Origin of the sequence: Streptomyces sp. NPDC050625, assembly GCF_040654755.1 — a bacterium.
In the GTDB taxonomy this organism is placed as follows: domain Bacteria; phylum Actinomycetota; class Actinomycetes; order Streptomycetales; family Streptomycetaceae; genus Streptomyces.
Genome location: NZ_JBFAIQ010000001.1, coordinates 161,672 through 186,051, shown reverse-complemented (window position 1 = coordinate 186,051; position 24,380 = coordinate 161,672). Strand labels below are relative to the sequence as shown.

Below are 24,380 nucleotides of genomic sequence, written 5' to 3'. Positions count from 1 at the left end.
CGACACGGACGTTATCGCCCTCGGCCCCGCTCACCAGCCCTTATTCGCCCCGAAGGCAACCGCACGCCCCCACACCACCCCACGCGCCCCCACAGGCCGCTCGGGCATGCGAAAGGGCCGGTCACCTCGCCAGGCGACCGGCCCCTGTCACGTCGTACGGACCACTACCGCTTGTGCTGCGAGTCCGCCACCGTAACCTCGACCCGCTGGAACTCCTTCAGCTCGCTGTAGCCGGTCGTGGCCATGGCGCGGCGCAGGGCGCCGAAGAAGTTCATCGAGCCGTCGGGGGTGTGGGACGGGCCGGTGAGGATCTCCTCGATGGTGCCGACCGTGCCCAGGTCGACCTTCTTGCCGCGCGGCAGTTCCTCGTTGACCGCCTCCATGCCCCAGTGGTGGCCCTTGCCGGGCGCGTCCGTGGCGCGGGCCAGCGGGGAGCCCATCATGACCGAGTCGGCGCCGCAGGCGATCGCCTTCGGGAGGTCACCGGACCAGCCGACGCCGCCGTCCGCGATCACATGCACATAGCGGCCGCCGGACTCGTCCATGTAGTCGCGGCGGGCCGCGGCCACATCGGCGACGGCGGTGGCCATCGGGACCTGGATGCCCAGCACGTTGCGCGTGGTGTGCGCGGCGCCGCCGCCGAAGCCCACCAGGACGCCGGCCGCGCCGGTGCGCATCAGGTGCAGGGCCGCGGTGTAGGTGGCGCAGCCGCCCACGATCACCGGGACGTCGAGCTCGTAGATGAACTGCTTCAGGTTCAGCGGCTCGTGCGAGGACGAGACATGCTCCGCGGAGACCGTCGTACCGCGGATGACGAAGATGTCGACGCCCGCGTCCACGACCGCCTTGGAGAACTGCGCCGTGCGCTGCGGGGAGAGCGCGGCCGCCGTGACCACGCCGGAGTCGCGCACCTCCTTGATGCGCGCGCCGATCAGCTCCTCCTTGATGGGGGCGGAGTAGATCTCCTGGAGGCGGCGGGTGGCCGCCTCGGCCGGCAGCTCGGTGATCTCGTCGAGCAGCGGCTGCGGGTCCTCGTGCCGGGTCCAGAGGCCTTCGAGGTTGAGGACGCCCAGGCCGCCGAGCTCGCCGATGCGGATCGCGGTGGCCGGGGAGACGACCGAGTCCATGGGGGCGGCCAGGAAGGGCAGCTCGAAGCGGTAGGCGTCGATCTGCCAGGCGATCGAGACCTCCTTCGGGTCCCGCGTACGGCGGCTGGGGACGACGGCGATGTCGTCGAAGGCATACGCCCGGCGGCCGCGCTTGCCGCGCCCGATCTCGATCTCAGTCACGATTGTGGCCTTTCCCTGATGCGTTTCAGCGTCTTCCAGTATCGCCGACGGGCACGGCACCGCTCTCGCGCAGGTACGACGAGGGCGGCCCCAATTGCTCCGGGGCCGCCCTCGTCGGCGTCTCAGACGCGGAAGCCGTGGAAAATCCGCTCCACGCGCGCGTGTGTCACTTCCGCGTGTAGTTCGGCGCCTCGACCGTCATCTGGATGTCGTGCGGGTGGCTCTCCTTCAGACCCGCGGAGGTGATCCGCACGAACCGGCCGTTGGCCTGCAGCTCCGGCACGGTCCTGCCGCCGACGTAGAACATCGACTGGCGCAGACCGCCCACCAGCTGGTGGACGACGGAGGACAGCGGGCCGCGGTAGGGCACCTGGCCCTCGATGCCCTCGGGGATCAGCTGCTCGTCGGAGGCGACGCCCTCCTGGAAGTAGCGGTCCTTGGAGAACGACTTGCGGTCGCCACGGGACTGCATGGCGCCCAGCGAGCCCATGCCGCGGTACGACTTGAACTGCTTGCCGTTGATGAACAGCAGCTCGCCCGGCGACTCCTCGCAGCCCGCGAGCAGTGAGCCCAGCATCACCGTGTCGGCGCCCGCGACCAGGGCCTTGGCGATGTCGCCGGAATACTGCAGACCGCCGTCGCCGATGACCGGGACACCGGCCTCCTTGGCGGCGAGGGACGCCTCGTAGATCGCGGTGACCTGCGGGACGCCGATGCCGGCGACGACCCGGGTCGTGCAGATGGAGCCGGGGCCGACGCCGACCTTGATGCCGTCGGCGCCCGCGTCGACCAGGGACTTGGCGCCGTCGCGGGTGGCGACGTTGCCGCCGATGACGTCGACGCCGGAGGAGTTGGACTTGATCTTGGCGATCATGTCGCCGACCAGGCGGGAGTGGCCGTGCGCGGTGTCGACGACGATGAAGTCGACGCCGACCTCGATCAGGGCCTGGGCACGCTCGAAGGAGTCACCGGCGACACCGACCGCGGCGCCGACCAGCAGGCGGCCCTCGGAGTCCTTGGCGGCGTTCGGGTACTGCTCGGCCTTGACGAAGTCCTTGACCGTGATCAGGCCCTTGAGGATGCCGTCGTCGTCGACCAGCGGCAGCTTCTCGATCTTGTGCTTGCGCAGCAGCTCGATGGCCTCGGCGCCGGAGATGCCGACCTTGCCGGTGACCAGCGGCATCGGCGTCATGACGTCGCGGACCTTCTGGCTGCGGTCCGACTCGAAGGCCATGTCACGGTTGGTGACGATGCCGAGGAGCTTCTTGTTGCCGTCCGTCACCGGGACACCGCTGATGCGGAACTTGGCGCACAGGGCGTCGGCCTCGGCGAGCGTGGCGTCGGGGTGCACCGTGATCGGGTCGGCCACCATCCCGGACTCGGAGCGCTTCACCAGGTCGACCTGGTTGGCCTGGTCCTCGATGGACAGGTTGCGGTGCAGTACGCCGACGCCGCCCTGGCGGGCCATCGCGATCGCCATGCGCGACTCGGTGACCTTGTCCATGGCGGCGGACAGGAGCGGGATGTTGACCCGCACGTTCCTGGAGACGTACGAGGCGGTGTCGATCTCGTCGGGTGCCATGTCCGACGGGCCCGGCAGCAGCAGCACGTCGTCGTAGGTCAGCCCGAGTGTCGCGAATTTTCCGGGCACTCCGTCGACGTTGGCAGTCATGACACCTTCCCCAAATGGCCTTGATCGGTGCGGATGTCCATGCTAACGGGAAGCGTGGCTCACTCATTCCACGGTTCTGAGTGACCTCGGGCTTCGTATATTCGTACGGAACGGACGGCCCGCCTGTTCACAGAAGGGGCTTACTGCGCAGGGGTTACTGCTCGGCGAGCGCCCGCAGTCTGCTCAGCGCCCGGTGCTGGGCCACCCGTACCGCTCCGGGTGACATTCCCAACATCTGACCCGTCTCCTCCGCGGTCAACCCCACGGCGATCCTCAGCAGCAGCAGTTCGCGCTGGTTCTCCGGAAGGTTGGCCAGCAGTTTCTTGGCCCACTCGGCATCGCTGCTGAGCAGCGCGCGCTCCTCGGGACCCAGCGAGTCGTCCGGGCGCTCCGGCATCTCGTCCGAGGGAATGGCCGTGGAACCGGGGTGGCGCATCGCGGCGCGCTGCAGGTCGGCGACCTTGTGCGAGGCGATGGCGAAGACGAACGCCTCGAAGGGACGGCCCGTGTCCCGGTAGCGGGGCAGGGCGAGCAGGACCGCGACGCAGACTTCCTGCGCGAGGTCCTCGACGAAGTGCCGGGCGTCGCCGGGAAGCCGGGACAGCCGCGTGCGGCAGTAGCGCAGGGCCAGGGGGTGGACATGGGCGAGCAGGTCGTGCGTGGCCTGCTCGTCCCCGTCGACGGCGCGATGCACCAGGGCACCGATCACCCCGTGGGCCGTGCCCGCCTCGTCGTCGCGCATCGGTCCATGGTGCCTTGCGGCCGTCCGGTCCGTCGCATCGTGCCCGTGGTTGTGCACTGAAGCGTTATGAGCAGGTGCGCCGGAACTCATCCCCTGCGCCCTCCCCTTCCGCTCGAACGACTCGTCCCCGAGAGACTCCACACCTCAAGGATGCGGCATCCGCGGCGAAACGAGCAGCGGGCGCCCGGCCGGCCCCGCCCGCCGCACGGCGGGCGGGGAAACCCGGAACGTCCGCACCCCCGCTGCGGTTCACTTTCCTACCGGACCAGTCCCCACCGGAAACCGAGCGCCACCGCGTGCGCACGGTCCGAGGCGCCGAGCTTCTTGAACAGGCGTCGGGCGTGGGTCTTCACCGTGTCCTCGGAGAGGAACAGCTCCCGGCCGATCTCGGCGTTGGAGCGGCCGTGGCTCATGCCCTCCAGCACCTGGATCTCGCGCGCGGTGAGGGTGGGCGCGGCGCCCATCTCGGCCGAGCGCAGCCGGCGCGGCGCGAGCCGCCAGGTCGGGTCGGCGAGGGCCTGCGTCACCGTGGCGCGCAGCTCGGCGCGTGAGGCGTCCTTGTGCAGATAGCCCCGGGCGCCGGCGGCGACCGCGAGGGCCACGCCGTCGAGGTCCTCGGCGACGGTGAGCATGATGATGCGCGCGCCGGGGTCGGCGGACAGCAACCGGCGCACGGTCTCGACGCCGCCCAGTCCGGGCATGCGTACGTCCATCAGAATCAGGTCCGAGCGGTCGGCGCCCCAGCGGCGGAGGACTTCCTCGCCGTTGGCCGCCGTCGTCACGCGCTCGACGCCGGGCACGGTCGCGACCGCGCGGCGGAGCGCCTCTCGGGCAAGCGGGGAGTCGTCGCAGACGAGGACGGATGTCATGGCCGCCCTCCGCAGCTGATGCGCGTCACCTTGTGCCTCCAGGCTGGTACGGAATCGTCACCTGTGCGGTCGACCGTCTCGGACGCCTGCCCGAGCTCTTGTGTTTTCAACCGCCTCCGCACTCTCAACGACGGTCACTCGAAAGAGTTACGGGGCTGCCTGTCATCTTCGGCACTCTACGTGAGGGGGCGGACACGGTGCAGACATGCCCGACAGACCCTCAACTTTTCATCACAACCTATGCCCCGTTTAGCCCATTTTCTTCCCGTTTCACGGTGTCTAGGGCTAGATTCGCAATGAGTCATATTTTCATCTCCTTAGACCGGAGATGTACGGTCGTTGGCACCGTATCCGCCCAGAACGGCTACAAGGGGTCACGTAATGGCAGATTTCTCCCGCCTTCCCGGACCGAACGCGGACCTGTGGGACTGGCAGCTCCTGGCTGCCTGCCGTGGGGTCGACAGTTCGCTCTTCTTCCATCCGGAAGGTGAGCGCGGGGCGGCTCGGAGCGCTCGAGAGAACTCGGCGAAGGAGGTCTGCATGAGGTGCCCGGTCCGTGCGGAGTGCGCGGCGCACGCGTTGGCCGTGCGCGAGCCGTACGGCGTGTGGGGCGGCCTGACCGAGGACGAGCGCGAAGAACTCATGGGGCGGGCAAGGAACCGGCTGGTGTCGGCTTCCACGTCCAACGGTGACGCCGCCTCACACGACTGAAGGAACGTTTTTTCATACAGCGACACATCACCGCACCGGGGCACGCGCACGCGTGCCCGCGTTTTCACTGCTTGCGGGCCGCCCCCGCCAACTGCTCCAGCGTCGCCGCGACCGCCGGCACCTGGGCCAGATCGGGCAGCGTGAGGGCGACGATCTCCCGCCGCACCGCCGGTTCCAGCGCCACCGTGCGCGCGCCCCTGGGACGTACGGACTCGATCGCGAGCTGAGGCAGGACGGCGACGCCGAGCCCCGCGCCCACCAGGCCGACCACCGCCGGGTAGTCGTCGGTGGCGAAGTCGATACGAGGCGTGAACCCCGCGCCCTCGCAGACCTCCACCAACTGACCGCGGCAGCGCGGACAGCCGGCGATCCAGGGTTCCTGGGCGAGTTCGCCGATCGCGACGGACTCCGCGCGCGCGAGGCGGTGCCGTTCGGGCACCAGGCCGACCAGCCGGTCCGTCAGCAGCGGGCGTACGACGAGGTCGTCCCACTCCTCGGCGCCCGCCGCGCCCTCGTACCGGAAGGCCAGCGCCACGTCGCAGTCGCCCGCGCGCAGCAGCTCCACGGACTTGGGGGGCTCGGCCTCCTCCAGGGAGACCCGGGTGCCGGGGTGCGCGGCGCGCAGGGCGGCGAGGGCGGTGGGGACGAGGGTGGAGCTGCCACTGGGAAAAGAGACCAGCCGCACCCGGCCCGCGCGCAGGCCGGCGATCGCGGCGACCTCCTCCTCGGCCGCCGTGAGCCCGGCGAGGATCCCGGAGGCATGCCGGACGAGTGCCTCGCCCGCCTGGGTCAGCCGCATCTCGCGGCCGCTGCGGACCAGCAGCGGGGTGCCGACCGAGGCCTCCAGGGCCTTCATCTGCTGGCTGACGGCGGGCTGGGTGCAGCCGAGCTCGCGCCCCGCCGCCGAGAAGGAGCCGGTGGCGGCGACGGCGCGCAGGACGCGGAGATGACGGGCCTCGATCACCCTCCGATCATAAGTCACCCTTGGATATGCCGCCCGATAATGCGTCGACACTTTGAGGTCCGCTCCCTTACCGTGGGGACATGAGGCTTCTCTCGGTGAACCTGGGCCGCGCGCGGGCAGTGGAGTACACGGACCAGCCCGAGGGCCTGACCGGCATCGACAAGCGGCCCGTCGACGGGCCGGTGCGGGTGACGGCACCCGGCCCCAAGGGCACGGCCGGGAGCGGACTGGCCGGGGACTCGGTGTGCGACCTGCGCCACCACGGCGGCGACGACCAGGCGGTGTACGCGTTCGCGCGCGAGGACCTCGACGGCTGGGAGCGGGAGCTGGGGCGCACGCTCGCCAACGGCGCCTTCGGGGAGAACCTCACCACCGAGGGCCTGGACGTGTCCGGCGCCCTGATCGGCGAGCGCTGGCGGATCGGCCCGGCGCTGGTGCTGGAGGTGACCTGCGGACGCATTCCCTGCCGCACCTTCCAGGCCCATCTGGGCGAGCGGGGGTGGGTGAAGCGGTTCACGCAGAAGGGTGCGCCGGGTGCCTACCTCCGGGTGATCGAGCCGGGCGAGATACGGGTGGGCGACCGGGTGGAGATCGTGCACCGCCCGGACCACGACGTGACGGTGGCGCTGCAGTTCCGTGCGGAGACCACCCGGCGGGAGCTGCTGCCGCGCGTGCTCGCCGCGGGTACGGCCCTGCATCCGGAGGCACTTGAGGAAGCGCGCAGGTACGTGTCGAAGTACCCCGGCAAGTAGGGGCCGCGGCATGAGCCCTGAGCCGCCGTCACCATACGGACTGCGTCAGTCCGGGTAACTACTCTTGGGCCATGACAACGGCTCTGATTACGGGATCGACCGCGGGGATCGGTGCCGCGTTCGCGCGGCGGCTGGCGGCCGACGGGCACAACCTCGTCCTGGTGGCACGGGACACCAAGCGGCTGCACGAACAGGCGACCGAGCTGCACGACCGGCACGGCATCGAGGCCGAGGTGCTGACGGCCGACCTGGCCGAGGACGCCGGCATCGAGACGGTCGCCGCGCGCCTGGCCGACCGCAGGAACCCGGTCGACCTGCTGATCAACAACGCGGGCTTCGGCAACAAGGGCCGCTATCTCGATGTGTCGATGGCCGACGAGCTGCGGATGCTCAAGGTGCACTGCGAGGCGGTGCTGCGGCTGACCTCGGCGGCCGCGGAGGCGATGCGCGAGCGCGGGCGAGGCGGGGTGGTGAACGTCGCGTCGGTGGCCGCGTTCGTCCCGCGGGGCACGTACGGGGCGTCCAAGGCGTGGGTCGTGCAGTTCACGCAGGGCGCGGCGAAGGACCTGGCCGGTACGGGCGTTCGCCTGATGGCGCTGTGCCCCGGCTTCGTGCGCACGGAGTTCCACGAGCGGGCCGGCATGGGCACGGACAACATCCCGGGATGGATGTGGCTGGACGCGGACAAGCTGGTCGCGGCGGCGCTGGCCGATCTGGCGCGCGGGAAGTCGCTGTCCATCCCGGACCCGCGCTACAAGACGCTGATGGGTCTGGTGAAGGTGACACCGCGGGCGCTGCTCGGCGGGATCACCTCGAAGACGGGACGCAAGTACGGGCCCCAGTAAGCCGTCGGGGAGACCGTCGGGGAGGCCGTCGGCAGCAGGCTTCGCCGTGTGAGAGCAGGACGGCGAGGCCGGACGGGCAGGTCGAAGAGGGAGCTGTCGGGGCCGGGCAGGCGGCGGCAGGCTGAAGGTGTCAGACGCACCGGGCCGCCCACTGGTGAGGCGCCCGGGTTCTCCGCTCCGCCCTACCTTCGAGGAGACTCCCATGGCGCTCACTGCCACCCGGACGGCCCACAGTGGCGCGTCCACCACACCCGCGGGCCGTTCCGACCTCGCGGTGCGCTCGCGCCTCGCCGCGTTCAACGCCTTCCTGCTCAGCGGGCTCACCCTGTGGCTCGGACTGGTGACGCTGAACAACCTGAACGACTTCGGCACCAACCGGGCACTGATCAGCCGCATGCTGACCATGACCGACCTGCTCCACGACCCGGTGCGCGGCAACGGCCTGCAGTGGCGGGCGCTGCCGGACTCGATGGCGACACCGACCCTGATCGGCGTCATCGTCTACGAGATCCTCACGGTCGCCCTGCTCGCCCGGGCCGCCGTGCTGCAGGTGCGCAGGGCCCGCGGCCTGCAGGCCGGCATCGTCACCACGCGGCACACGAACCTGGCGCTGGGCGCGTTCATCGGCCTGTTCCTGCTCTTCCTGTCGGGTGGCATGTGGTTCGGTTACTGGATCTACATCGGCGCCGCGCAGCAGGTCCACTTCACCGGCCTCATCATCGGTCTGCTGGCCGCGCTCCTGGTCAATCTCCCCTCGGTGACCGGGGCGCAGCAGGAGCTGTGAACCAGCCGGTGACCGGCGCCCCGTCGGCGGTCCGTCCGGTACTCCTTCTTCCCCAAAAGGAGTACCGGAAGGACCGCCGATGGGGCATGTGTGCCCTGTCCGGCGTTCATTACCGTCCTTGGGCATGGGGGTATACACCGCACGACTCAGCGCACAGCTCATACATGACGGCACGGAGATCGTTCCTCTTTCCGGCGCCCGCGGCATCACCCGGCCGCACCGGAAGGATCTCTGCTTCCGTCTCTTCGTCCAAGAAGCACGCCCCAGCGTCCAGTTCATCTTTCTGATGCGGTTTCTGGCCGGGGCGGTCCTGGCGGTCGACGTACGGTTCTCCGGTCTCGGGGCGTCCGTGCTCGTGGCGGGGACCGGCTGGGTGTTCGCGACGCTGTTCACGTACGGCATCAACGGGGTGTGTGACGTACACGAGGACCTGGTCAACAAGACGGGCCGGCCCATCGCCCGGGGGGAGCTGGCGCCCATGACCGCGGCGGTGTGGACCTGGCTCTGCGCGGCCGGTTCCGTGATCGCGATGCTGTCGACCGGCAGCACCCTGCTCACCGCGTACGACCTGCTGTTCCTGCTGCTCGGATACGCCTACTCCGCGGCCCCGTTCCAGCTGAAGCGGACCGCTGCCGGAGCCTCCGGCTCGGTGCTCCTGATGGGGCTGCTGACCTATGCCGCGGGGTGGACGGCCGCCGGGCGGACGCTGCCCACGGGACCGGATCTCGCCGTCGCGGGAGCGATGTCGCTGTGGATGGCGGCGGTGGGCGCGGTCACCAAGGACTTCTCGCACGCAGCCGGCGACGCGGCGGCCGGGCGGCGCAGCTCGGTCACCGCCTGGGGCGACGGGACGGCGCGGCTCACCGGAGCCGTCGGGGCGCTGGTGGTGGCCGGGATCTTCGCGGCCGTGGCCGCGCACCGTCCCGCACTGCTGGGACCGGCGGCCGGCGTGCTGCTCGGCGGCGCGGTCGCGGTGTCGGTCCTGTGCCGTACGACCCGGGGGGACGAGGCCAGGGGGCGTACTCCGTACCGCGCCTTCATGGTGACGCAGTACCTGACGCATCTGGCGCTCTTCGCGACGCTCGGCTGGGCGACGCCGTAGGCCCGTACCGCTCGACCCGGGTTCGCCCGTCTTCCGGCCTGGTGTGCACGTGTCTCCCCGTATTACCTGTGGGACGCGGACACACCAGGCCGTCGAGTCGCGCTCAGGACCCGCGGCGCAGGCCCGCTCCGAAGCGGGGTTCGGCGGGGAGGCGGCCCGGTGCGGGGATCAGCCGGCGTTCGACCGCCTTGTTGACGGCGTCGATACGGGAGACGGCGTCGAGCTTGGCGAAGATGTTGCGCATGTGGCGCTTGATGGTGCCCTCGGCGATCCCGAGCCGCACGGCGATCTGACGGTTGCTCATGGCCTGTGCGACCAGGCCCAGGACCTCGACCTCGCGATCGGAGAGTGTCCCCTCGGGCGTGGCCGGTTCGGGGCGCAGGCTCGCCGGCGAGACGGACACCGTGACCGTGCGCCCGCTGCCTCCTTCGCCGTCGCGTACGGCGGAAACCAGCGTCTCGCGGCCGGCGCTCTTGTGCAGGTAGCCGCTGACCCCCAGCCGCAGCAGCTCCTGCACCAGCTGCTGGCCGTCGTACATGCTGAGCACGATGATGCGCAGGCCGGGGTCCCGCTCCAGGAGTCTGCGGACGGTCACCGGCGGGTCGTTGCGAGGCATCTCGATGTCGAGCAGGACGACGTCGGGGCGGAGTTCGGCGGCGAGCCGGACGGCGTCCTCGCCGTTGCCCGCCTGGGCCACCACCTGGAATCCGGGCTCGGTGCGCAGCAGGTCGCACAGGGCTTCACGCAGCAGGGTGTGGTCGTCCGCGACGAGGATGCGGACGGTGTCGTCGGGTTCGCCGCCCGCCATGGGCTTGCCGTGGTCGCTCACCGGACGCCGTGGCCTTCCTTGATGGGTATCCAGATGGTGACGTGGGTCCCGCGACCGCGCGCCGAGTCGATGTGCAGGGTGCCGTCGACCAGGTCGGCCCGCTCCTGCAGTCCGGTCAGCCCGTTGGCGCGGCGGCCCGCGCGGGTCTTCGCGACGTCGAAGCCGAGGCCGTCGTCGATGATCTCGGTCTGGATCTCGTGCGGTGCGATGTCGATGTGGACCACGATGTTGCCCGCTTCCGCATGCCGGAAGGCATTGCGCAGGCATTCGCGGACCATGATGAACAGCTCCTCGGACACCGGCTGCGGAATCCATTCGTCAAGTCCGCGCACCCACACCCGGACCGGGGCCACCAAGTCGCCCATCGAGGCCACGAACTGGCTGATCGCCTCCTCCAGGCAGCCGGAGACGGACGGACGGCGCAGTTCGGTGACGAGTTCCCTGGTCCGCGCGAGCGTTTCCAGGATGGCCGCCTGCGCGGACCGTACGGTCGGGGGCATGTCGCCGCCCTGCCGGCTCAGCTCGACCTCGTAGAGCTCCAGTTGGCGCATGGCCAGGCTCAGCGAGTTGCCCACCTGGTCGTGGATCTCGCGGGCCAGTTTGCGATGGCCCTGTTCGTGCACCTCGCGGACCCGGCCGAGCATGAAGGAGTCGTACGCGATCGAGCCGACCTCGAGGCGGCGGCCGATGCCCTGCTGCAGGGCGCGAACGGCGACGGTGTACCCGTTGACCCGCTCGGAATCGTTCTCGCCGACGTCCTCGATGCTTCTGAGCAGGTATTCGAGCACCGTGTCGAAGAGGATGACACCGGCGCGCACCGAGTGGGTGAGATGGATGCTCTGCTGGACGCGGATCCCGCCCAGGTCGACCACTTCGGCGATCTGGCTGTCGGTGACCGTGGTCCGTCCGAGCGCGAGGCTCTCGGCACAATCGGCGAAAATTCGACGGGCCTGAAGCTCGCACTGCTGCCACACCTGGGTGGTGCCGACGAGCGGGCTGCTGATGGCGCGCAGGCGTGCCGCGTAGGCGGTGATGGCCTCGTCCTCGTACGACCTGAAGCGGCGCGCGGAAATGGCGCTGAGACGGTGGTCGGTCCGGCTGCCCATGAATTCGCCCAAGACGTACTCCTCCCCCGTGGCCCAGAGCCACCCCCGCGGCATCCGATCCGGGTGCAGAGTAAGCCCAATCGGCAGGGATCTCACAGAAGGTGGCGCAAAAGAGCCCCCTTCGGAATTCACTTGAAAAAACAACTGGATGGCCGACGAAAACAGGCCCGGCAGCGGGGGGGCTGCCGGGCCTGTCGGGGGGGGTGGCTGCGGTGGCTTGCTTGCCGGTTCCGGCGCGAACGCTCTGACTCGGGCGGACGTTACGAGCGGCGGCGGAGCACCGCGGCGCGCACCTTCAGGAGCGTGGGGAGCAGGGCGTAGACCACGGCCGGGACGACCACGCCGGTGACGATCAGATTGCGCAGCAGCACCGGGAGGCCCAGGACATAGGGGCCGATCAGGAGCTGCGCCACGGTGAGGGCCGAGAAGACCGACAGCCAGGTGAACAGGAACCGGGTGTGGATGGAGGGCAGCGCCGCCGGGGACGCGGCCTGGGTCTGCGCCGGAGTCCGGGGAGCGGTGGCGGTCTCGGCGGTGACGGCGGGGCGGGAGGCGACGGTGGTCATGACGGATTCCAATCCGGTCGGCGTCTGCGCGGCTGAACTTCTGGATCGCTGAATTGCTCTGCCGGCTCTGGAGCCGGATGGCGCGGGGTGTTGCTGAGTCCTGGGGCCGGGGCTGTGGTGCCTTGCCCGCGGCGACACCACAACTAAAGCAACCAACCAGTTGGATGTCAACCAGCTGGTTGGTTGGCTATTCGGGGTGGGCCGTCCTAGCCTGGGGTCATGACACGGGACCCTGGCCACACCAAAGAGCGGCTGCTAGCCGCCGCGACCGAAGAATTCGCAGCTCACGGGATTGCCGGCGCGCGCGTCGACCGCATCGCCGCGACCGCGGGGGTCAACAAGGAGCGCATCTACGGCTACTTCGGCAACAAGCAGAAGCTCTTCGACGTGGTCGTGGCGCGCGCCCTCGACGAGGTCGCCGAGGCCGTGCCGCTCCAGGGCGGGGACGATCCGGCCGAGTACGTGGGGCGGGTCTACGACTTCCACCGCGACAACCCCGTGCTCGTGCGGCTTCTGCTGTGGGAGGGCCTGCACTACCGCAACGACGTGCTGCCGGGGGAGGACAGCCGGCGCGGTCATTACGAGGACAAGATCGCTGCGCTCGCGCAGAGCCTGGGGCTCCCCCGGGCCCTGGGCGAGGAGGCGTCCGCCGAGGTCGCTCCCGTGCTGCTGACCCTGATCGGCCTGGCCGTGTGGCCGCACGCGGTGCCGCAGATGGCACGGCTGATCCTGGGCACGGCCGCACCCGAGGTGGATCTGCGCGAGCACGTGGTGGAGTTCGCGAGGCGGGCCGTCGCGGGGGCAGGCGCCCGGGTCTGACGCCCAGGTCTGACGACAGAGGATCCGGGGCCGGGATCCGGTGCGGGGGGGCGTGGCTCCTGGGGCGCCGCTGTCGTCCTGCTGGAGTGGGCCGGGATCCGGTGCGGGGCCCATCGCCCCCCGGGGGGCAGGACCGTCATCCTCCTGCAGCGGGCCCGAATCCAGTACGGACCCACCGCCCCGGCACAGGACCGACGCCCTCCCACAGCAGGCCCGAATCCGATACGGGACCCACCCGCCCCGGCACAGGACCGACGCCCTCCCACAGCAGGCCCGAATCCGATACGGGACCCACCCGCCCCGGCACAGGACCGACGCCCTCCCGCAGCAGGCCCGAATCCGATACGGGACCCACCCGCCCCGGCACGGGACCGTCATCCTCCTGCAGCGGGCCAGGATGCCGGTGGAAGCCGTACCGTGCCATCGCGACCGGATGCCTGCCGTCGGCCGGGATCCGGGGCCGGGCGCCGGTCCACCGCCCCTGCACAGCCAGGCAGCCCCTCCCCCCTCCTCGCACATCCCCGCCCGACATCACCCCAGGCTGGGCACAGGTCCGCCGCTTCCCACGCTGGAATCGCCCGGCGGCCACGCCACGCACGCCGCGCCCCGGCGCCCGAGCTGTCGTTGCGCTGCTCGCGGGCGGGCTGCGCCTGCCTTGTGCCCGTCTGTGCTCGGGGCACAGGAGCCCGCGGGCCGGCACCGGGCTCCGGGGCCCTCGACCGAGGCATCCCCCTACCACTTTCGGTCCGCCCGCCCCCCGTCTTGGAGGCACTGGCCCCCTGCGCGGGCCCCGGCGGCTCTAGCGTCTGCGGCATGGAAGGCCCACGGGGGGGCACCGCCGAGGACCCAGAGGACCCATGGAGGTAAGGCCACCATGTCACCGCACCGCGCTGCTCTCGAGGCAGTCGCCGCCCAGCCCTTGAACATCGTTCTCTCCATCCGCGACGATCTGCAGCGCTACGGACTCGAAGGCATGCTGAGGTCCCTCCGCGAGGTCGCCGCCTGCCGTCCCTTCGCCGACCTCACGTCCGCCGTGGACGCCGTGCGTGACCCGGCGACCGACCTGCTGATCGTGGCCCCCGAGGGCACGGACCTGGACCCCGACTCCGTACTGCACCGCGTGGCCGCCTACGGAATGCGCGTGCTGCTGCTCCTGCCCGACCTGGACTCCGTGGACCTGGACCGGGTGGCGTCCCTGTCGGGCGCGTCGCTGCTCTGCTCGGACGGCCTTCAGATCGAGGACCTGCACAAGGTGCTCACCGCGATGGGCGAGGACGAGGTCCACATACCGGCCGCGCTCACCCGCGATCTGCTCCAGCTCGCTGGGCGCGGACGCGGCGCACCGCAGACGGCCCCGGCGCCGCCCCGGCTGACACCGCGGGAGCGTGAGGCGCTCGGACATCTCGTCGAGGGCCTCAGCAACAAGCAGATCGCCCGCCGGCTGCTCATCTCGGAGCACGGTGTGAAGCGTCTCGTCGCCAGCATCCTCGCCAAGCTGAACTGCCCCAACCGCACGCTGGCAACGGTCCGCGCCCTGCGCGAGGGCCTGTGCGCCCCGGCGGCGCAGCACCCCGCGGGCCGCCCCGCGCACCGCTCCTCCCAGGACGGCGACGTCCGCCCCGTCCCGTCGGCCACCGGCCAGGTGGTTGCCTCCTCCCTCACGAACGGCTGGTAAGCCCCTCCATGTATCCCGACAGCACGCCCGACAGCACTCCCCACCGCACTCCCCACCGCACTGCCCACAGCGCTCCGAACAGCGCTGCCGCGGCCTTCTTCGACGTCGACGAGACCCTGGTCAACACGAAGAGCATGTTCCACTTCCTGCGCTTCTGGCTGGCCCGGCACGGCGACGACGGCAGCGGCTACGACGCCGTCATGGCCGGCGTGCACCGGGCCGCAGCCTCCGGTGTGCACCGTTCGGAGATCAACCGGTCCTACTACCGGCGCTTCGCCGGCGTACCGTACGAGGCCCTGCTGGAGGCCGGGCGGGAGTGGTGGCAGCAGTACCGCCGAGGCTCCGCCGCCGTCGTCGTCCCGGCCTGGGCCGCGGCCACCCGGCATCGCAAGGCGGGCCATCTGCTGGTCCTGGTCTCCGGGTCGTTCCGGGGCTGTCTGGAGCCGCTCGCCGAGGATCTCGGTGCGCACCGCATCCTGTGCTCGGAACCCCTGCTGGACCCCGACGGCCGGCTGACCGGCGAGGTCGCACGGCCGATGATCGGGTCGGTCAAGGCGGACGCCGTGCGCGAGACCGTCGTGGAGCTCGGCCTGGTCGCCGCGGACTGCAGCTGCTACGGCGATCACTCCAGCGACCTGGACATGCTCGGCGCGGTGGGCAACCCGGTGGTGGTCGGCGGCGACCGGGTGCTGCTCGAACACGCCCAGCGGCTCGACTGGCCCGTCCTGCCCGCCACCCCCGGACACCTGCCGCCCCCGGACGCCTCGCCCACACGGCTGCTGACCGCGGCCGAGCGGCGCTGAGCGCTACGCCGGAAGTACCGCCTCGCGGCACCCCTTCAGGGCACCGCCGACCCGCTGCCGGCCTCGCCCGGCCTGCCTGACGACCTCCCGGGTCGCCCGTCCCTCACTGGGCGCGCCGCACCGCGATCGCGGTGAGGACGAGCCCGTCCCGTACCGCCCAGTGGCCGGTGAACCAGGCGATGCGGTCCCCGTCCACCACCGGCCCCGGCACCAGCAGGCGTGCCGTGTACGTTCCGGCGCCCGGGTCGAAGGTGAGCCGGGCGTCGCGGAAGCCGAGCCACCGCCGGGCCAGCGGGTACCAGGCCTTGTAGACCGTCTCCTTGGCGCTGAACAGCACGGTCGCCCAGTGCACCGCGGGGTGGCTGCGCTCCAGTTCGCGCAGGTGGGCTCGTTCGTCCGGGCCGGTGATGTACGCGACGAGTTCCTCGGCGAGCGGCTCGTGGGGCTCGGCGTCGATCCCGATGGAGTGGTACTCGCGGCTGTGCGAGAGGGCGGCCGCCCGGTAGCCGTCGCAGTGGGTCATGCTGCCCGTCACCCCGGTCGGCCACTCCGGCTCCCCCTTGGGACCCGAACCGACCGGGGCCGGCGGCACCCCGAGCGCGGTCATCGCCGTACGGGCGCACCGCCGGGTGGTGACGAACTCGCGACGACGGTGCTCCACCGAGTCCGTCAGATACGGCTCCTCCTCCGGGAACACCGGGGAGTCAAGCAGGTCGACCGTGGTGTCGGCACCGGCGACGGCAGGCGGAAGTATCTGCTGAATCATTTCTTCTCCTGGGTGGAAAGCGCCGTGAAAAGGCGCAGGAAGGGCCCGCCGAATGCGGCGGGCCACTGCCATCCCAGGACAAGGTCATGACAGCAAATCGCTGTCCCGATGGTGCCGTGCGCGATGCCTCTTCCGCTACATGGCCGTCCGGGCATACCCGGGGGCTCTGCCCGGACGGCCACGCCGGGTCGGCCACTCCGGACGAGGTCCCGGAAAAGGCAGATTGAAGCCCGGAACGACGCCGCCCTAGATTTTCCCCATCGAAATAAACCAAAGAAATCACGACCAGAACAATGCGACCGAACAACGGGAGATCCCGATGCCCCATTCTTTCCTGGACCGGTTGAAGACTTTCGGTGATGCCGAGGCCGTCGTCTTCGAGGGCCGCTCCCACGGCTACGACGAACTGCTGCGCCTCGTCGACGACTGGCGCGGCTTCCTCGACCGCCACCAGGTGGCCGCGGGCGAGGTCGTCACGCTGGAGGGCGCCTACTCCCCGCAGGCCTGCGCCGGCCTGCTCGCGCTGATCGAGCGCGGTGCGGTCGTCGTACCGCTCAGTGCGATCCCGGCCGCCAAGCGCGCGGAGTTCCTGGACGTCGCACAGGTGGAGGTGGTGATCGAGGTCGACGCCGGCGGCGGCGAGCACCGGGCCGAACGCACCGGGCGCGGCGCGGCGCACGAGCTGTACGAGGAACTGCGCGCCACCGGGCATCCGGGCCTGGTCCTGTTCAGCTCCGGTACGACAGGCCGCAGCAAGGCCTCGGTGCTGGACTTCGAGAAGGTGCTCGGCCGCTACGGTGAGCCGACCCGGCCCGGCCGCATCCTGTCCTTCCTCAGCCTGGACCACATCGGCGGCGTCAACACCCTGCTGCACACGCTGAGCCAGGGCGGCACCGTGATCACGGTGGCGGAGCGCACGCCGGACTCCGTGTTCGGGGCGATCGCCGCGCACCGGGTGGAGATCCTGCCCACCACGCCGACCTTCCTGAACATGGTGCTGATCTCCGGCGCCCACGAACGGCACGCCACCGACTCCCTCTCACTCGTCACCTACGGCACCGAGCCGATGCCCCTGCAGACCCTGCGCCGTCTGGCCCGGGCGCTGCCGGGGGTCCGGCTGAAGCAGACGTACGGCCTGTCGGAGCTGGGCATCCTGCCCACCCGCTCCCGGGGTGACGACACGCTGTGGGTGAAGCTCGGCAACTCCGGCTTCGACCACAAGATCATCGACAACGTCCTGTGGATTCGTTCGGAGATGGCGATGCTGGGCTACCTCAACGCCCCGGCCCCCTTCGACGACGAGGGCTACTTCAACACGCAGGACGTCGTCGAGGTCGACGGCGAATGGGTGCGGATCCTGGGCCGCAACTCCGAGATCATCAACGTGGGCGGCGAGAAGGTCTACCCGAGCGAGGTCGAGAGCGTCCTGCTCCAGCTGGACAACATCGCCGAGGCCACGGTCAGCGGCCGGCCCAGCCCGGTGACCGGCATGGTGGTCAAGGCCACCGTGCAGCTGGTCGAGGAGGAGGACCGGCGTGACGTCATGCGCCGGGTGCGCGAGTTCTGCGCGCAGCGCCTGGAGCCGTACAAGGTGCCGGCCCTGGTGGAGATCGCCGCCGCGCCCATGCACTCCGACCGGTACAAGAAGATCCGGAGCGCGGCATGAGCGCCCACGAGCCGGCGCCCGGGACCGGAGCCGTGACCGCCACCGCCACCGCCACCGCCACCGGGAACGACGACCGCGTCGCCGTGATCAGCGGCGGCAGCAAGGGACTCGGCCGGCTCCTGGTCGAGCGGCTGCTCGTGGACGGCTGGCGGGTGGCGACGTTCAGCAGGTCGGCCAACGAGTTCGTCAAGGACCTTCAGGTCACCGCGGAGGACCGCTTCCTGTGGGAGGCCGCCGACCTCACCGAGCCCGACTCGCTGCGCGAGTTCGTACGGACGGTGCGACGCCGCTTCGGTCGAGTGGACCTGCTGATCAACAACGCGGCGGTGCTGCACCAGGAGCTGTTCCTGACCACGTCCGCGAAACAGACCTCGACACTGATCGCCGCCAACCTGGTCGCCCCGATCACGCTCGCGCACGCCTGCGCCCGCTCGATGACGAAGCAGGGCGGCGGCCAGATCCTCAACGTCTCGTCCATCAACGCCATCCGCGGCTACCGCGGTGTCGCCGTCTACTCCGCCACCAAGGCGGGGCTCGACGGATTCAGCCGGAGCCTCGCCCGGGAGCTCGGCGCCTTCGACATCCGGGTCAACTCGATCGTCCCCGGCTTCTTCGACAGCGACATGACGTCCGACGTCACGGAGCGGAACCGGGAACGCATCCAGCGGCGCACGCCGCTCGGCCGGCTCGGCGACATCCATGAGATCGCCGACGCCGTCCTCTACCTCATCTCACCGGACGCCTCGTTCATCACGGGGCAGACCATCGTCGTCGACGGAGGAATCACATGCTGACCACGACCGACATCACCGCGACCGTCCACGAGCAGATCAACGCCCTGCTGAAGGAGGCCGGCAAGCCCGTGCTCCTGCTCACCGGGGACGAGCCGCTGGCCCGGATCGGGCTCAACTCGCTGCTGCTGGCCCGGCTGATCATCCAGCTGGAGACGGAGTTCGGCGCCGACCCGTTCGAGGAGGACTACGTGATCTCCGACGTGCGGACGGTGGGCGCGCTGACCGACGCCTACATCGAGACGCTGGCGAACCTGGCCGCGGCCACCGCCTGAGCCCGGACCGCCCACCACCACGACCGGAGGGACCGACCCATGTCACGATCCACGGCACAGTCCATGTCGCCCGATGCCGTCATCGCCGTCGGCGACCGCTTCGAGGACTTCCTCGCCAACCGCGGCACCGTCCCCGTCTCCGACCTGCTGGCCCGGCTGCGCTCCGGCGACGTACCGGAAAGCCTGGCGGTCGGCATCGGACAGGGCCTGAGCGACGAGGAGTTGGCGGAGATACGCACCCTGGCCGACCGGTACGCGCCGGCGGTCACGGTCGCCAAGCCCGGGGTGCCCGAGCGGGCCCGGCAGCGGCTCACCCACAAGCACGACGCCAAGAACGTACTGATCGGGCCGGTCGGCCAGATCGGAGAGAACCGCTTCGCCGCCGACCTCGTGCTCGACCAGCGCGTCGAGGTCCTGGCGGACCACCTCACCGGCCAGCACATACCGGCCATCACGCTCCTGGAGGCCGCCCGGCAGTTCTGGACGGTGGTCACCGAGCAGTTCTACGTCACCGGCCCCGACCGCACCCGGTTCGTCATCGGCTCGGTCGGCTCCACGTTCCACAGCTTCGTCTTCCCGCTCGCCGCGACGCTGCAGTACGAGCTGCTGGAGCTGACCCGCACCCCGGTGGGGCCGGTCTTCAAGTGCCGGATCTCGATCCACCACGGCGACACGCTCGCCAGCGTGATCGACGCCGAATACCGGGTGATCCCGGAGCCGTTCAGCGTCAAGCAGGAGAAGATCGCGGCCCGTCAGGCCGTGGTCGCGGAGCTGACCCGGCTGCGTGACCAGGCCGGACCGGCGATGAGCGGCGACCAGGCGGCCTGAGTACGCCCCCACGACCCGAGGAGAGACAGATGCTGTGGGCGATCCACTGCCTCGACGCACCGGGCACCGCCGAACTGCGGGCGGCCCAGCGGCCGGCGCACTCGGCCCGGCTGCGGGCCACGCCGGTGCGACCGGTGCTTTACGGGCCCCTGGTCGACACCGACGGCACCACCGCGGTCGGCAGTCTGATCGTGGTCGAGGCCGCGAACCGGGAGCAGGTGGAGGAGTACGCCTTCGCCGACCCGTTCGCCGTCTCGGGCGTCTGGGAACGCATCGACATCCAGGCGTTCACCCCCTCGCAGCGCTCCCCCGTGCGGCTCACGGAGGAGGCCGCCCGGACCACGGAAGGACGGCCGTGACATCCGTGAGCGGCCGTCCCCGGCTCCCGCACGGCGTCGGGCCCCGGGAGTTCGCCGAGGCGCTCACCGCGTTCCGCGCGGTGCTCGGCGACTCCCGGGTACTGACCGACGAGGACATCGCCCTCGTCGGCTACGACGACCCGCAGCCGGTCCTCGGCCCCGGGCACTTCGTCCCCAGCGCGGCCCTGCTGGCCGCCTCGGTCGACGACGTTCGGCGCGTGCTGGACGTCGCCAGGACCTTCGGGGTGCCGCTCGCGCCCGCCCTGCCCGGCCGCAACACCGGGCTCGGCGGCGCGGCCCCCCGGCTGCCCGGCGCCGTCGTCCTCGACCTCGGCCGGATGAACCGGGTGCTGGAGGTCGACGAGACCTTCGGGTACGCCGTCGTCGAGCCGGGCGTCACCTTCGTCGACCTCGCCGCCCACCTCGCCGCACGCGGGCTGCCGTACCGGGTCGATCCGGTGGGTCTGGGCTGGGACAGCGTCGTCGGTCACGCCCTGGCCACCGGCGGACTCACCCCCTACGAGGACGAGCCCGCGCTGTGGTGCGGGATGGAGGTGGTGCTGCCGGACGGCGACCTGGTGCGCACCGGGATGGGCGGCCTGCGCGCCTCGCGCTGCGCCCATCTGTGGCCCTACGGTTTCGGCCCCTCCTTCGACACGATGTTCGCGCCGCCGAACCTGGGGATCGTCACCAAACTCGGCGTCCGGCTCCGCCTCGCGCCGCCGTACCGCCGTACCTTCACCGTCTCCGTGCCACGGGCGGAGGACCTCGGCCCGCTCGTCGACGCCCTGCGGACGCTGCGCGCCGACGGCACGCTCACCGAGTCGCCCACCGTGCGCGGCCTGCTGCTGGACGCGGCCGCCGCGGGCCGGTGCCGCGACACCCTCCCCGGCGCTCCGGGCCCCGTGCCCGACAGCGCCCTCGCCTCCGTCATGGCCGATCTGCGGCTCGGCCGCTGGAACGCGTACGGCGCCGTGGCCGGCAGCCGTCCCGTCGTGCACGCCCAATGGGCCGCCGTGCGCACGGCGCTGGCGCCGATCCCCGGGGTGCGCTGCAGGCTCGGCGAGCCGGACGACGGGCGTGACACGCCCGGCCTGTGGGGCGACGCGGCCGACGGCTGGCTGAAGCACGGCGGGCATCTCCCCGTCACGCCCGTGCTGCCGGGCACCGGTGCGGAGGCCCTGGCACAGTACGCGCGGGTGCGCGGGCTCGTCCGGACGGCCCAAAAGGACTATCTGGGCTCGTTCGTGGTGGGCCGGCGGGTGCTGCACCACCATGTGCCCGTCGTGTTCGACATCCGCGACCCGGACGACCGGGCCCGCACCCTGACCTTGTGCGAACGCCTGGTGGCGGACGCGGCGGCGGCCGGGCTGGGCGTACGGCACGCACACCCGGCCCTGATGGACAAGGTCGCGGAGACCTACGCCTTCCACGGGCATGCGCTCCGGCGGCTCGGCGAGCGGGTCAAGGACGCGCTCGACCCGGCAGGCGTGCTGGCCCCCGGCGCCCACGGCATCTGGCCCCGCCGCTACCGCGGCCTGCGCCTGTGACCCGGTAGCACCCGAGACCCGTACCGAAAGGAGACCGACCATGTCCATACAGACCCTGAGCAATAGCCAACTGGCCGAGCTCGAGGAGGAGTTCGCGGCCCCGTCCGCCCCGCCGTCGCTGCGGGCCCGTACCGCCGAACTGGACGGACTGCGCGCGGGCGTGGTCGCGGGTGACGCCGCCGCCACCGAACGGCAGCACGCCAAGGGCAAGCTGACGGCCCGGGAACGCATCGAACTCCTGCTGGACCCGGGCACGTTCAGCGAACTGGAGCCGCTGCGCCGGCATCGGGCGACCGGCTTCGGCATGGAGGAGAGGCGTCCGCACACGGACGGCGTGATCGGCGGCTGGGGCACGGTCCACGGCCGTACGGTCTTCGTGTACGCGCACGACTTCCGGATATTCGGCGGCGCGCTGGGCGAGGCGCACGCGCAGAAGATCCACAAGATCATGGACATGGCCATCGCGGCGGGCGCTCCCCTGGTGTCGCTCAACGACGGCGCGGGCGCCCGTATCCAGGAGGGCGTCACCGCGCTCGCGGGCTACGGCGGCATCTTCCAGCGCAACACGAAGGCGTCGGGTGTCATCCCGCAGATCAGTGTGATGCTCGGGCCGTGCGCGGGTGGCGCCGCCTACTCGCCCGCCCTGACCGACTTCGTCTTCATGGTCCGCGAGACGTCCCAGATGTTCATCACCGGCCCCGACGTCATCCAGGCCGTCACCGGCGAGCAGGTCACCCAGAACGGGCTCGGCGGCGCGGACGTGCACGCCGAGACGTCGGGTGTCGCGCACTTCGCGTACGACGACGAGCGGACCTGCCTCGAAGAGGTCCGCTATCTGCTCTCCCTGCTCCCCCGGAACAGCACCGAGACACCGCCCGAGGTGCCCTGCGACGACCCGGCCGACCGGTCCTGCGCCGAACTGCTGGACATCGTGCCCGCGGACCCGGCCCAGCCGTACGACATGCACCGGGTGGTCGAGGAGGTGGTGGACGAGGGCGAGTTCCTCGAGGTCCAGGAGCGCTGGGCGGGCAACGTCATCTGCGCGCTCGGCCGCATCGAGGGCCGCCCGGTCGGCATCGTGGCCAACCAGCCGCTGGTGCTGGCCGGGGTGCTCGACATCCATGCCAGCGAAAAGGCCGCACGCTTCGTACAGTTGTGCGACGCCTTCAACATCCCGGTGGTGTCGCTGGTCGACGTGCCCGGTTTCCTGCCCGGCGTGGACCAGGAGCACGGTGGCATCATCCGGCACGGCGCCAAGCTGCTTTACGCGTACTGCAACGCGACCGTCCCCCGGATCCAGGTGATCGTGCGCAAGGCCTACGGCGGGGCGTACATCGTCATGGACTCGCGCTCCATCGGCGCGGACCTGTCGTACGCGTGGCCCGCCAACGAGATCGCCGTGATGGGCGCGGAGGGCGCCGCGAACGTCATCTTCCGCCGTGAGATCGCCGCGGCCGACGATCCGGAGGCGACCCGGACCCGGCGCGTGGCCGAGTACCGCGAGGCACTGATGCACCCGTACTACGCCGCCGAGCGCGGGCTCGTCGACGACGTCATCGCCCCGCAGTCCACCCGGGCCGTCCTCGCCTCGGGGCTGCGGATGCTGCGCACGAAGAGCGCGCAGCTGCCGCACCGCAAGCACGGGAACCAGCCGGCATGAGCGGCGCCGACGGCATCGACGGCATCCGGGTCCTGTCCGGCGAGCCGACGCCCGAGGAGATCGCCGCCGTCCTGGTCGTCCTGCACAGCCTGGTGAACCAGCGCGTGGGGGACCGGCCCGCCGACGTCGTCCGCCCCGCCGCCTGGGCCCGCGCGGGCCGCACGCAGGGCATCGCGCCGCTTCGGTGGGAAAATGGGGCGTGACGGAACCGGACCAGGGGGGCCGGAGGCAGCGCCATGACGTTCGTACAGCTCATCGAGTGCAGGACCAGCCGGCTGGACGAGATGAACCGGCTGATGGACGACTGGGTCGAGCAGACCAGGGGCAAGCGGACGGCGACGCACGCGGTGGTCGGCAAGGACCGTTCGGACGCGTCGCACGTCGTCGAAGTGGTGGAGTTCCCGACGTACGAGGACGCGATGCGGAACTCCAACCTCCCGGAGACCGGCCGGATCTTCCAGGAGTTGGTCGCGTTGTGCGACGAGATGCCTACGTTCACGGATCTGGACGTCGTACGGGACCAGCAGTTGTACGAGGGCACCGTGCGGCGGTTCCTCGACACGCTCGCCACCGCGGGCGAGCTGCCGCCGCTCAACGACCTGCTCGACGAGGACATCCACAGCCACGACCCGATCAATCCGCAGAACACGATCGGGCTGGACAACGCCCTCAGCGAGTACCGGATGTGGCGGGACGCCTTCGACTTCACCTTCACGGTCGAGGACGTGCTCGCCCAGGGCGACCGGGCCTGTGCGCGGTGGACCTGGAACGCCACGCACAAGGGCGACTTCCTGGGGATCGCCCCCACCGGCAGGCAGGTCGCCATGACCGGGATGACGCTGTTCCGGTTCGGCGACAACGGCAAGATCGCCGAGACCTGGTGGCAGCACGACCAGCTGGGGCTGATGCAACAGCTGGGCGCCCTCGACCAGTTGGAGCAGTAGACAGCGCAGGGCC

The 24,380-nt window shown here is 70.9% G+C and carries 26 protein-coding genes; 17 read left to right on the top strand and 9 right to left on the bottom strand.

Features of this window, described 5'->3' with window-relative positions; translation table 11 throughout:
• Positions 1–164: 164 nt before the first annotated feature.
• The 4 genes from AB0I54_RS00970 to AB0I54_RS00955 all read right to left on the bottom strand — a co-directional run bounded on the left by AB0I54_RS00970 (position 165) and on the right by AB0I54_RS00955 (position 4,572).
• Positions 165–1,289 (bottom strand): GuaB3 family IMP dehydrogenase-related protein, encoded by a 1,125-nt coding sequence (locus tag AB0I54_RS00970; protein ID WP_363293717.1) that lies wholly within the window; start codon positions 1,287–1,289, stop codon positions 165–167.
• Positions 1,290–1,455: 166 nt separating this feature from the next.
• Positions 1,456–2,961: an IMP dehydrogenase gene (guaB, locus tag AB0I54_RS00965; protein ID WP_363293716.1), complete on the bottom strand. Its 1,506-nt coding sequence runs from the start codon at positions 2,959–2,961 to the stop codon at positions 1,456–1,458.
• 154 nt (positions 2,962–3,115) lie between these two features.
• Complete coding sequence (locus AB0I54_RS00960; protein WP_263211719.1) at positions 3,116–3,703, bottom strand: sigma-70 family RNA polymerase sigma factor; 588 nt, start codon at positions 3,701–3,703, stop codon at positions 3,116–3,118.
• A gap of 257 nt (positions 3,704–3,960) precedes the next feature.
• Positions 3,961–4,572 carry a response regulator transcription factor gene (locus AB0I54_RS00955; protein ID WP_003948568.1) on the bottom strand — a complete coding sequence of 204 codons (612 nt, stop codon included), beginning with the start codon at positions 4,570–4,572 and terminating at the stop codon, positions 3,961–3,963.
• A gap of 381 nt (positions 4,573–4,953) precedes the next feature.
• Between AB0I54_RS00955 and AB0I54_RS00950 the strand changes: the two genes are divergently transcribed.
• Positions 4,954–5,283 carry a WhiB family transcriptional regulator gene (locus tag AB0I54_RS00950; RefSeq protein ID WP_363293715.1) on the top strand — a complete coding sequence of 110 codons (330 nt, stop codon included), beginning with the start codon at positions 4,954–4,956 and terminating at the stop codon, positions 5,281–5,283.
• A 64-nt stretch (positions 5,284–5,347) separates the two neighbouring features.
• Here AB0I54_RS00950 and AB0I54_RS00945 read toward each other — a convergent pair whose 3' ends face one another.
• On the bottom strand, positions 5,348–6,247 hold the full coding sequence (locus tag AB0I54_RS00945; protein WP_363293714.1) for a LysR family transcriptional regulator: 900 nt from the start codon (positions 6,245–6,247) through the stop codon (positions 5,348–5,350).
• 80 nt (positions 6,248–6,327) lie between these two features.
• On the opposite strand from AB0I54_RS00945, the gene AB0I54_RS00940 reads away from it, so the two are divergent.
• From AB0I54_RS00940 to AB0I54_RS00925, 4 genes are all read left to right on the top strand, one after another.
• A complete protein-coding gene (locus tag AB0I54_RS00940; RefSeq protein ID WP_363293713.1) occupies positions 6,328–6,999 on the top strand; it encodes an MOSC domain-containing protein in 672 nt (223 codons plus the stop codon).
• Positions 7,000–7,070: 71 nt separating this feature from the next.
• Positions 7,071–7,844, top strand: coding sequence for an SDR family oxidoreductase (locus tag AB0I54_RS00935; RefSeq protein WP_363293712.1), 774 nt, complete (start codon positions 7,071–7,073; stop codon positions 7,842–7,844).
• Positions 7,845–8,046: 202 nt separating this feature from the next.
• Positions 8,047–8,628 carry a DUF2165 family protein gene (locus AB0I54_RS00930; protein WP_363293711.1) on the top strand — a complete coding sequence of 194 codons (582 nt, stop codon included), beginning with the start codon at positions 8,047–8,049 and terminating at the stop codon, positions 8,626–8,628.
• A 124-nt stretch (positions 8,629–8,752) separates the two neighbouring features.
• Positions 8,753–9,730: a UbiA family prenyltransferase gene (locus AB0I54_RS00925; protein ID WP_363293710.1), complete on the top strand. Its 978-nt coding sequence runs from the start codon at positions 8,753–8,755 to the stop codon at positions 9,728–9,730.
• A 103-nt stretch (positions 9,731–9,833) separates the two neighbouring features.
• Here the strand turns inward: AB0I54_RS00925 and AB0I54_RS00920 are convergent, their stop codons facing one another.
• From AB0I54_RS00920 to AB0I54_RS00910, 3 genes are all read right to left on the bottom strand, one after another.
• Positions 9,834–10,538 (bottom strand): response regulator transcription factor, encoded by a 705-nt coding sequence (locus tag AB0I54_RS00920; RefSeq protein ID WP_363294338.1) that lies wholly within the window; start codon positions 10,536–10,538, stop codon positions 9,834–9,836.
• Positions 10,539–10,555: 17 nt separating this feature from the next.
• A complete protein-coding gene (locus AB0I54_RS00915) occupies positions 10,556–11,677 on the bottom strand; it encodes an ATP-binding protein (RefSeq protein WP_363293709.1) in 1,122 nt (373 codons plus the stop codon).
• 248 nt (positions 11,678–11,925) lie between these two features.
• Positions 11,926–12,231, bottom strand: coding sequence for a hypothetical protein (locus tag AB0I54_RS00910; RefSeq protein ID WP_363293708.1), 306 nt, complete (start codon positions 12,229–12,231; stop codon positions 11,926–11,928).
• A 219-nt stretch (positions 12,232–12,450) separates the two neighbouring features.
• Here AB0I54_RS00910 and AB0I54_RS00905 point away from each other — a divergent pair, with 219 nt between their 5' ends.
• The 3 genes from AB0I54_RS00905 (at position 12,451) to AB0I54_RS00895 (ending at position 15,528) form a co-directional block, all read left to right on the top strand.
• Positions 12,451–13,050: a TetR family transcriptional regulator gene (locus AB0I54_RS00905; RefSeq protein WP_363293707.1), complete on the top strand. Its 600-nt coding sequence runs from the start codon at positions 12,451–12,453 to the stop codon at positions 13,048–13,050.
• An 874-nt stretch (positions 13,051–13,924) separates the two neighbouring features.
• Positions 13,925–14,725 carry a response regulator transcription factor gene (locus AB0I54_RS00900; protein ID WP_363293706.1) on the top strand — a complete coding sequence of 267 codons (801 nt, stop codon included), beginning with the start codon at positions 13,925–13,927 and terminating at the stop codon, positions 14,723–14,725.
• 8 nt (positions 14,726–14,733) lie between these two features.
• Positions 14,734–15,528 (top strand): HAD-IB family hydrolase, encoded by a 795-nt coding sequence (locus tag AB0I54_RS00895; protein ID WP_363293705.1) that lies wholly within the window; start codon positions 14,734–14,736, stop codon positions 15,526–15,528.
• A gap of 103 nt (positions 15,529–15,631) precedes the next feature.
• Here AB0I54_RS00895 and AB0I54_RS00890 read toward each other — a convergent pair whose 3' ends face one another.
• The gene (locus AB0I54_RS00890) at positions 15,632–16,294 is read right to left on the bottom strand and encodes a 4'-phosphopantetheinyl transferase superfamily protein (protein ID WP_363293704.1); all 663 of its coding nucleotides are present in this window, start codon (positions 16,292–16,294) and stop codon (positions 15,632–15,634) included.
• A gap of 319 nt (positions 16,295–16,613) precedes the next feature.
• Between AB0I54_RS00890 and AB0I54_RS00885 the strand changes: the two genes are divergently transcribed.
• Genes AB0I54_RS00885 through AB0I54_RS00845 form a run of 9 tightly spaced genes read left to right on the top strand, consistent with a single transcriptional unit; the run spans position 16,614 to position 24,367 of the window.
• On the top strand, positions 16,614–17,960 hold the full coding sequence (locus tag AB0I54_RS00885; protein ID WP_363293703.1) for a fatty acid--CoA ligase family protein: 1,347 nt from the start codon (positions 16,614–16,616) through the stop codon (positions 17,958–17,960).
• Positions 17,957–18,754: an SDR family oxidoreductase gene (locus tag AB0I54_RS00880; protein WP_363293702.1), complete on the top strand. Its 798-nt coding sequence runs from the start codon at positions 17,957–17,959 to the stop codon at positions 18,752–18,754. The genes AB0I54_RS00885 and AB0I54_RS00880 overlap by 4 nt, the downstream gene beginning before the upstream one ends.
• On the top strand, positions 18,748–19,026 hold the full coding sequence (locus AB0I54_RS00875) for an acyl carrier protein (RefSeq protein WP_363293701.1): 279 nt from the start codon (positions 18,748–18,750) through the stop codon (positions 19,024–19,026). The genes AB0I54_RS00880 and AB0I54_RS00875 overlap by 7 nt, the downstream gene beginning before the upstream one ends.
• A 39-nt stretch (positions 19,027–19,065) precedes the next feature.
• The gene (locus AB0I54_RS00870) at positions 19,066–19,854 is read left to right on the top strand and encodes an AfsA-related hotdog domain-containing protein (protein ID WP_363293700.1); all 789 of its coding nucleotides are present in this window, start codon (positions 19,066–19,068) and stop codon (positions 19,852–19,854) included.
• A gap of 29 nt (positions 19,855–19,883) precedes the next feature.
• Complete coding sequence (locus AB0I54_RS00865) at positions 19,884–20,213, top strand: YciI family protein (RefSeq protein WP_363293699.1); 330 nt, start codon at positions 19,884–19,886, stop codon at positions 20,211–20,213.
• Entirely contained in the window at positions 20,210–21,763 is a 1,554-nt protein-coding gene (locus AB0I54_RS00860; protein ID WP_363293698.1) for an FAD-binding oxidoreductase, read from the top strand. Before AB0I54_RS00865 ends, AB0I54_RS00860 begins: the two co-directional genes overlap by 4 nt.
• A gap of 40 nt (positions 21,764–21,803) precedes the next feature.
• Positions 21,804–23,423: an acyl-CoA carboxylase subunit beta gene (locus tag AB0I54_RS00855; protein WP_363293697.1), complete on the top strand. Its 1,620-nt coding sequence runs from the start codon at positions 21,804–21,806 to the stop codon at positions 23,421–23,423.
• Positions 23,420–23,626 (top strand): acyl-CoA carboxylase subunit epsilon, encoded by a 207-nt coding sequence (locus tag AB0I54_RS00850; RefSeq protein WP_363293696.1) that lies wholly within the window; start codon positions 23,420–23,422, stop codon positions 23,624–23,626. The genes AB0I54_RS00855 and AB0I54_RS00850 overlap by 4 nt, the downstream gene beginning before the upstream one ends.
• A 33-nt stretch (positions 23,627–23,659) precedes the next feature.
• Positions 23,660–24,367, top strand: coding sequence for an ester cyclase (locus tag AB0I54_RS00845; RefSeq protein ID WP_363293695.1), 708 nt, complete (start codon positions 23,660–23,662; stop codon positions 24,365–24,367).
• The last annotated feature ends 13 nt before the right edge of the window (positions 24,368–24,380 follow it).

What these genes read in the sequence shown, in the direction of transcription:
- AB0I54_RS00850 (WP_363293696.1), top strand. Translation starts at nt 23,420, where the DNA reads ATGAGCGGCGCCGACGGCATCGACGGCATCCGGGTCCTGTCCGGCGAG.
- AB0I54_RS00885 (WP_363293703.1), top strand. Translation starts at nt 16,614, where the DNA reads ATGCCCCATTCTTTCCTGGACCGGTTGAAGACTTTCGGTGATGCCGAG.
- AB0I54_RS00955 (WP_003948568.1), bottom strand. Translation starts at nt 4,572, where the DNA reads ATGACATCCGTCCTCGTCTGCGACGACTCCCCGCTTGCCCGAGAGGCG.
- guaB (WP_363293716.1), bottom strand. Translation starts at nt 2,961, where the DNA reads ATGACTGCCAACGTCGACGGAGTGCCCGGAAAATTCGCGACACTCGGG.
- AB0I54_RS00960 (WP_263211719.1), bottom strand. Translation starts at nt 3,703, where the DNA reads ATGCGCGACGACGAGGCGGGCACGGCCCACGGGGTGATCGGTGCCCTG.
- AB0I54_RS00920 (WP_363294338.1), bottom strand. Translation starts at nt 10,538, where the DNA reads ATGGCGGGCGGCGAACCCGACGACACCGTCCGCATCCTCGTCGCGGAC.
- AB0I54_RS00875 (WP_363293701.1), top strand. Translation starts at nt 18,748, where the DNA reads ATGCTGACCACGACCGACATCACCGCGACCGTCCACGAGCAGATCAAC.
- AB0I54_RS00950 (WP_363293715.1), top strand. Translation starts at nt 4,954, where the DNA reads ATGGCAGATTTCTCCCGCCTTCCCGGACCGAACGCGGACCTGTGGGAC.
- AB0I54_RS00895 (WP_363293705.1), top strand. Translation starts at nt 14,734, where the DNA reads ATGTATCCCGACAGCACGCCCGACAGCACTCCCCACCGCACTCCCCAC.
- AB0I54_RS00900 (WP_363293706.1), top strand. Translation starts at nt 13,925, where the DNA reads ATGTCACCGCACCGCGCTGCTCTCGAGGCAGTCGCCGCCCAGCCCTTG.
- AB0I54_RS00935 (WP_363293712.1), top strand. Translation starts at nt 7,071, where the DNA reads ATGACAACGGCTCTGATTACGGGATCGACCGCGGGGATCGGTGCCGCG.
- AB0I54_RS00880 (WP_363293702.1), top strand. Translation starts at nt 17,957, where the DNA reads ATGAGCGCCCACGAGCCGGCGCCCGGGACCGGAGCCGTGACCGCCACC.
- AB0I54_RS00930 (WP_363293711.1), top strand. Translation starts at nt 8,047, where the DNA reads ATGGCGCTCACTGCCACCCGGACGGCCCACAGTGGCGCGTCCACCACA.
- AB0I54_RS00870 (WP_363293700.1), top strand. Translation starts at nt 19,066, where the DNA reads ATGTCACGATCCACGGCACAGTCCATGTCGCCCGATGCCGTCATCGCC.
- AB0I54_RS00925 (WP_363293710.1), top strand. Translation starts at nt 8,753, where the DNA reads ATGGGGGTATACACCGCACGACTCAGCGCACAGCTCATACATGACGGC.
- AB0I54_RS00905 (WP_363293707.1), top strand. Translation starts at nt 12,451, where the DNA reads ATGACACGGGACCCTGGCCACACCAAAGAGCGGCTGCTAGCCGCCGCG.
- AB0I54_RS00845 (WP_363293695.1), top strand. Translation starts at nt 23,660, where the DNA reads ATGACGTTCGTACAGCTCATCGAGTGCAGGACCAGCCGGCTGGACGAG.
- AB0I54_RS00865 (WP_363293699.1), top strand. Translation starts at nt 19,884, where the DNA reads ATGCTGTGGGCGATCCACTGCCTCGACGCACCGGGCACCGCCGAACTG.
- AB0I54_RS00890 (WP_363293704.1), bottom strand. Translation starts at nt 16,294, where the DNA reads ATGATTCAGCAGATACTTCCGCCTGCCGTCGCCGGTGCCGACACCACG.
- AB0I54_RS00855 (WP_363293697.1), top strand. Translation starts at nt 21,804, where the DNA reads ATGTCCATACAGACCCTGAGCAATAGCCAACTGGCCGAGCTCGAGGAG.
- AB0I54_RS00910 (WP_363293708.1), bottom strand. Translation starts at nt 12,231, where the DNA reads ATGACCACCGTCGCCTCCCGCCCCGCCGTCACCGCCGAGACCGCCACC.
- AB0I54_RS00940 (WP_363293713.1), top strand. Translation starts at nt 6,328, where the DNA reads ATGAGGCTTCTCTCGGTGAACCTGGGCCGCGCGCGGGCAGTGGAGTAC.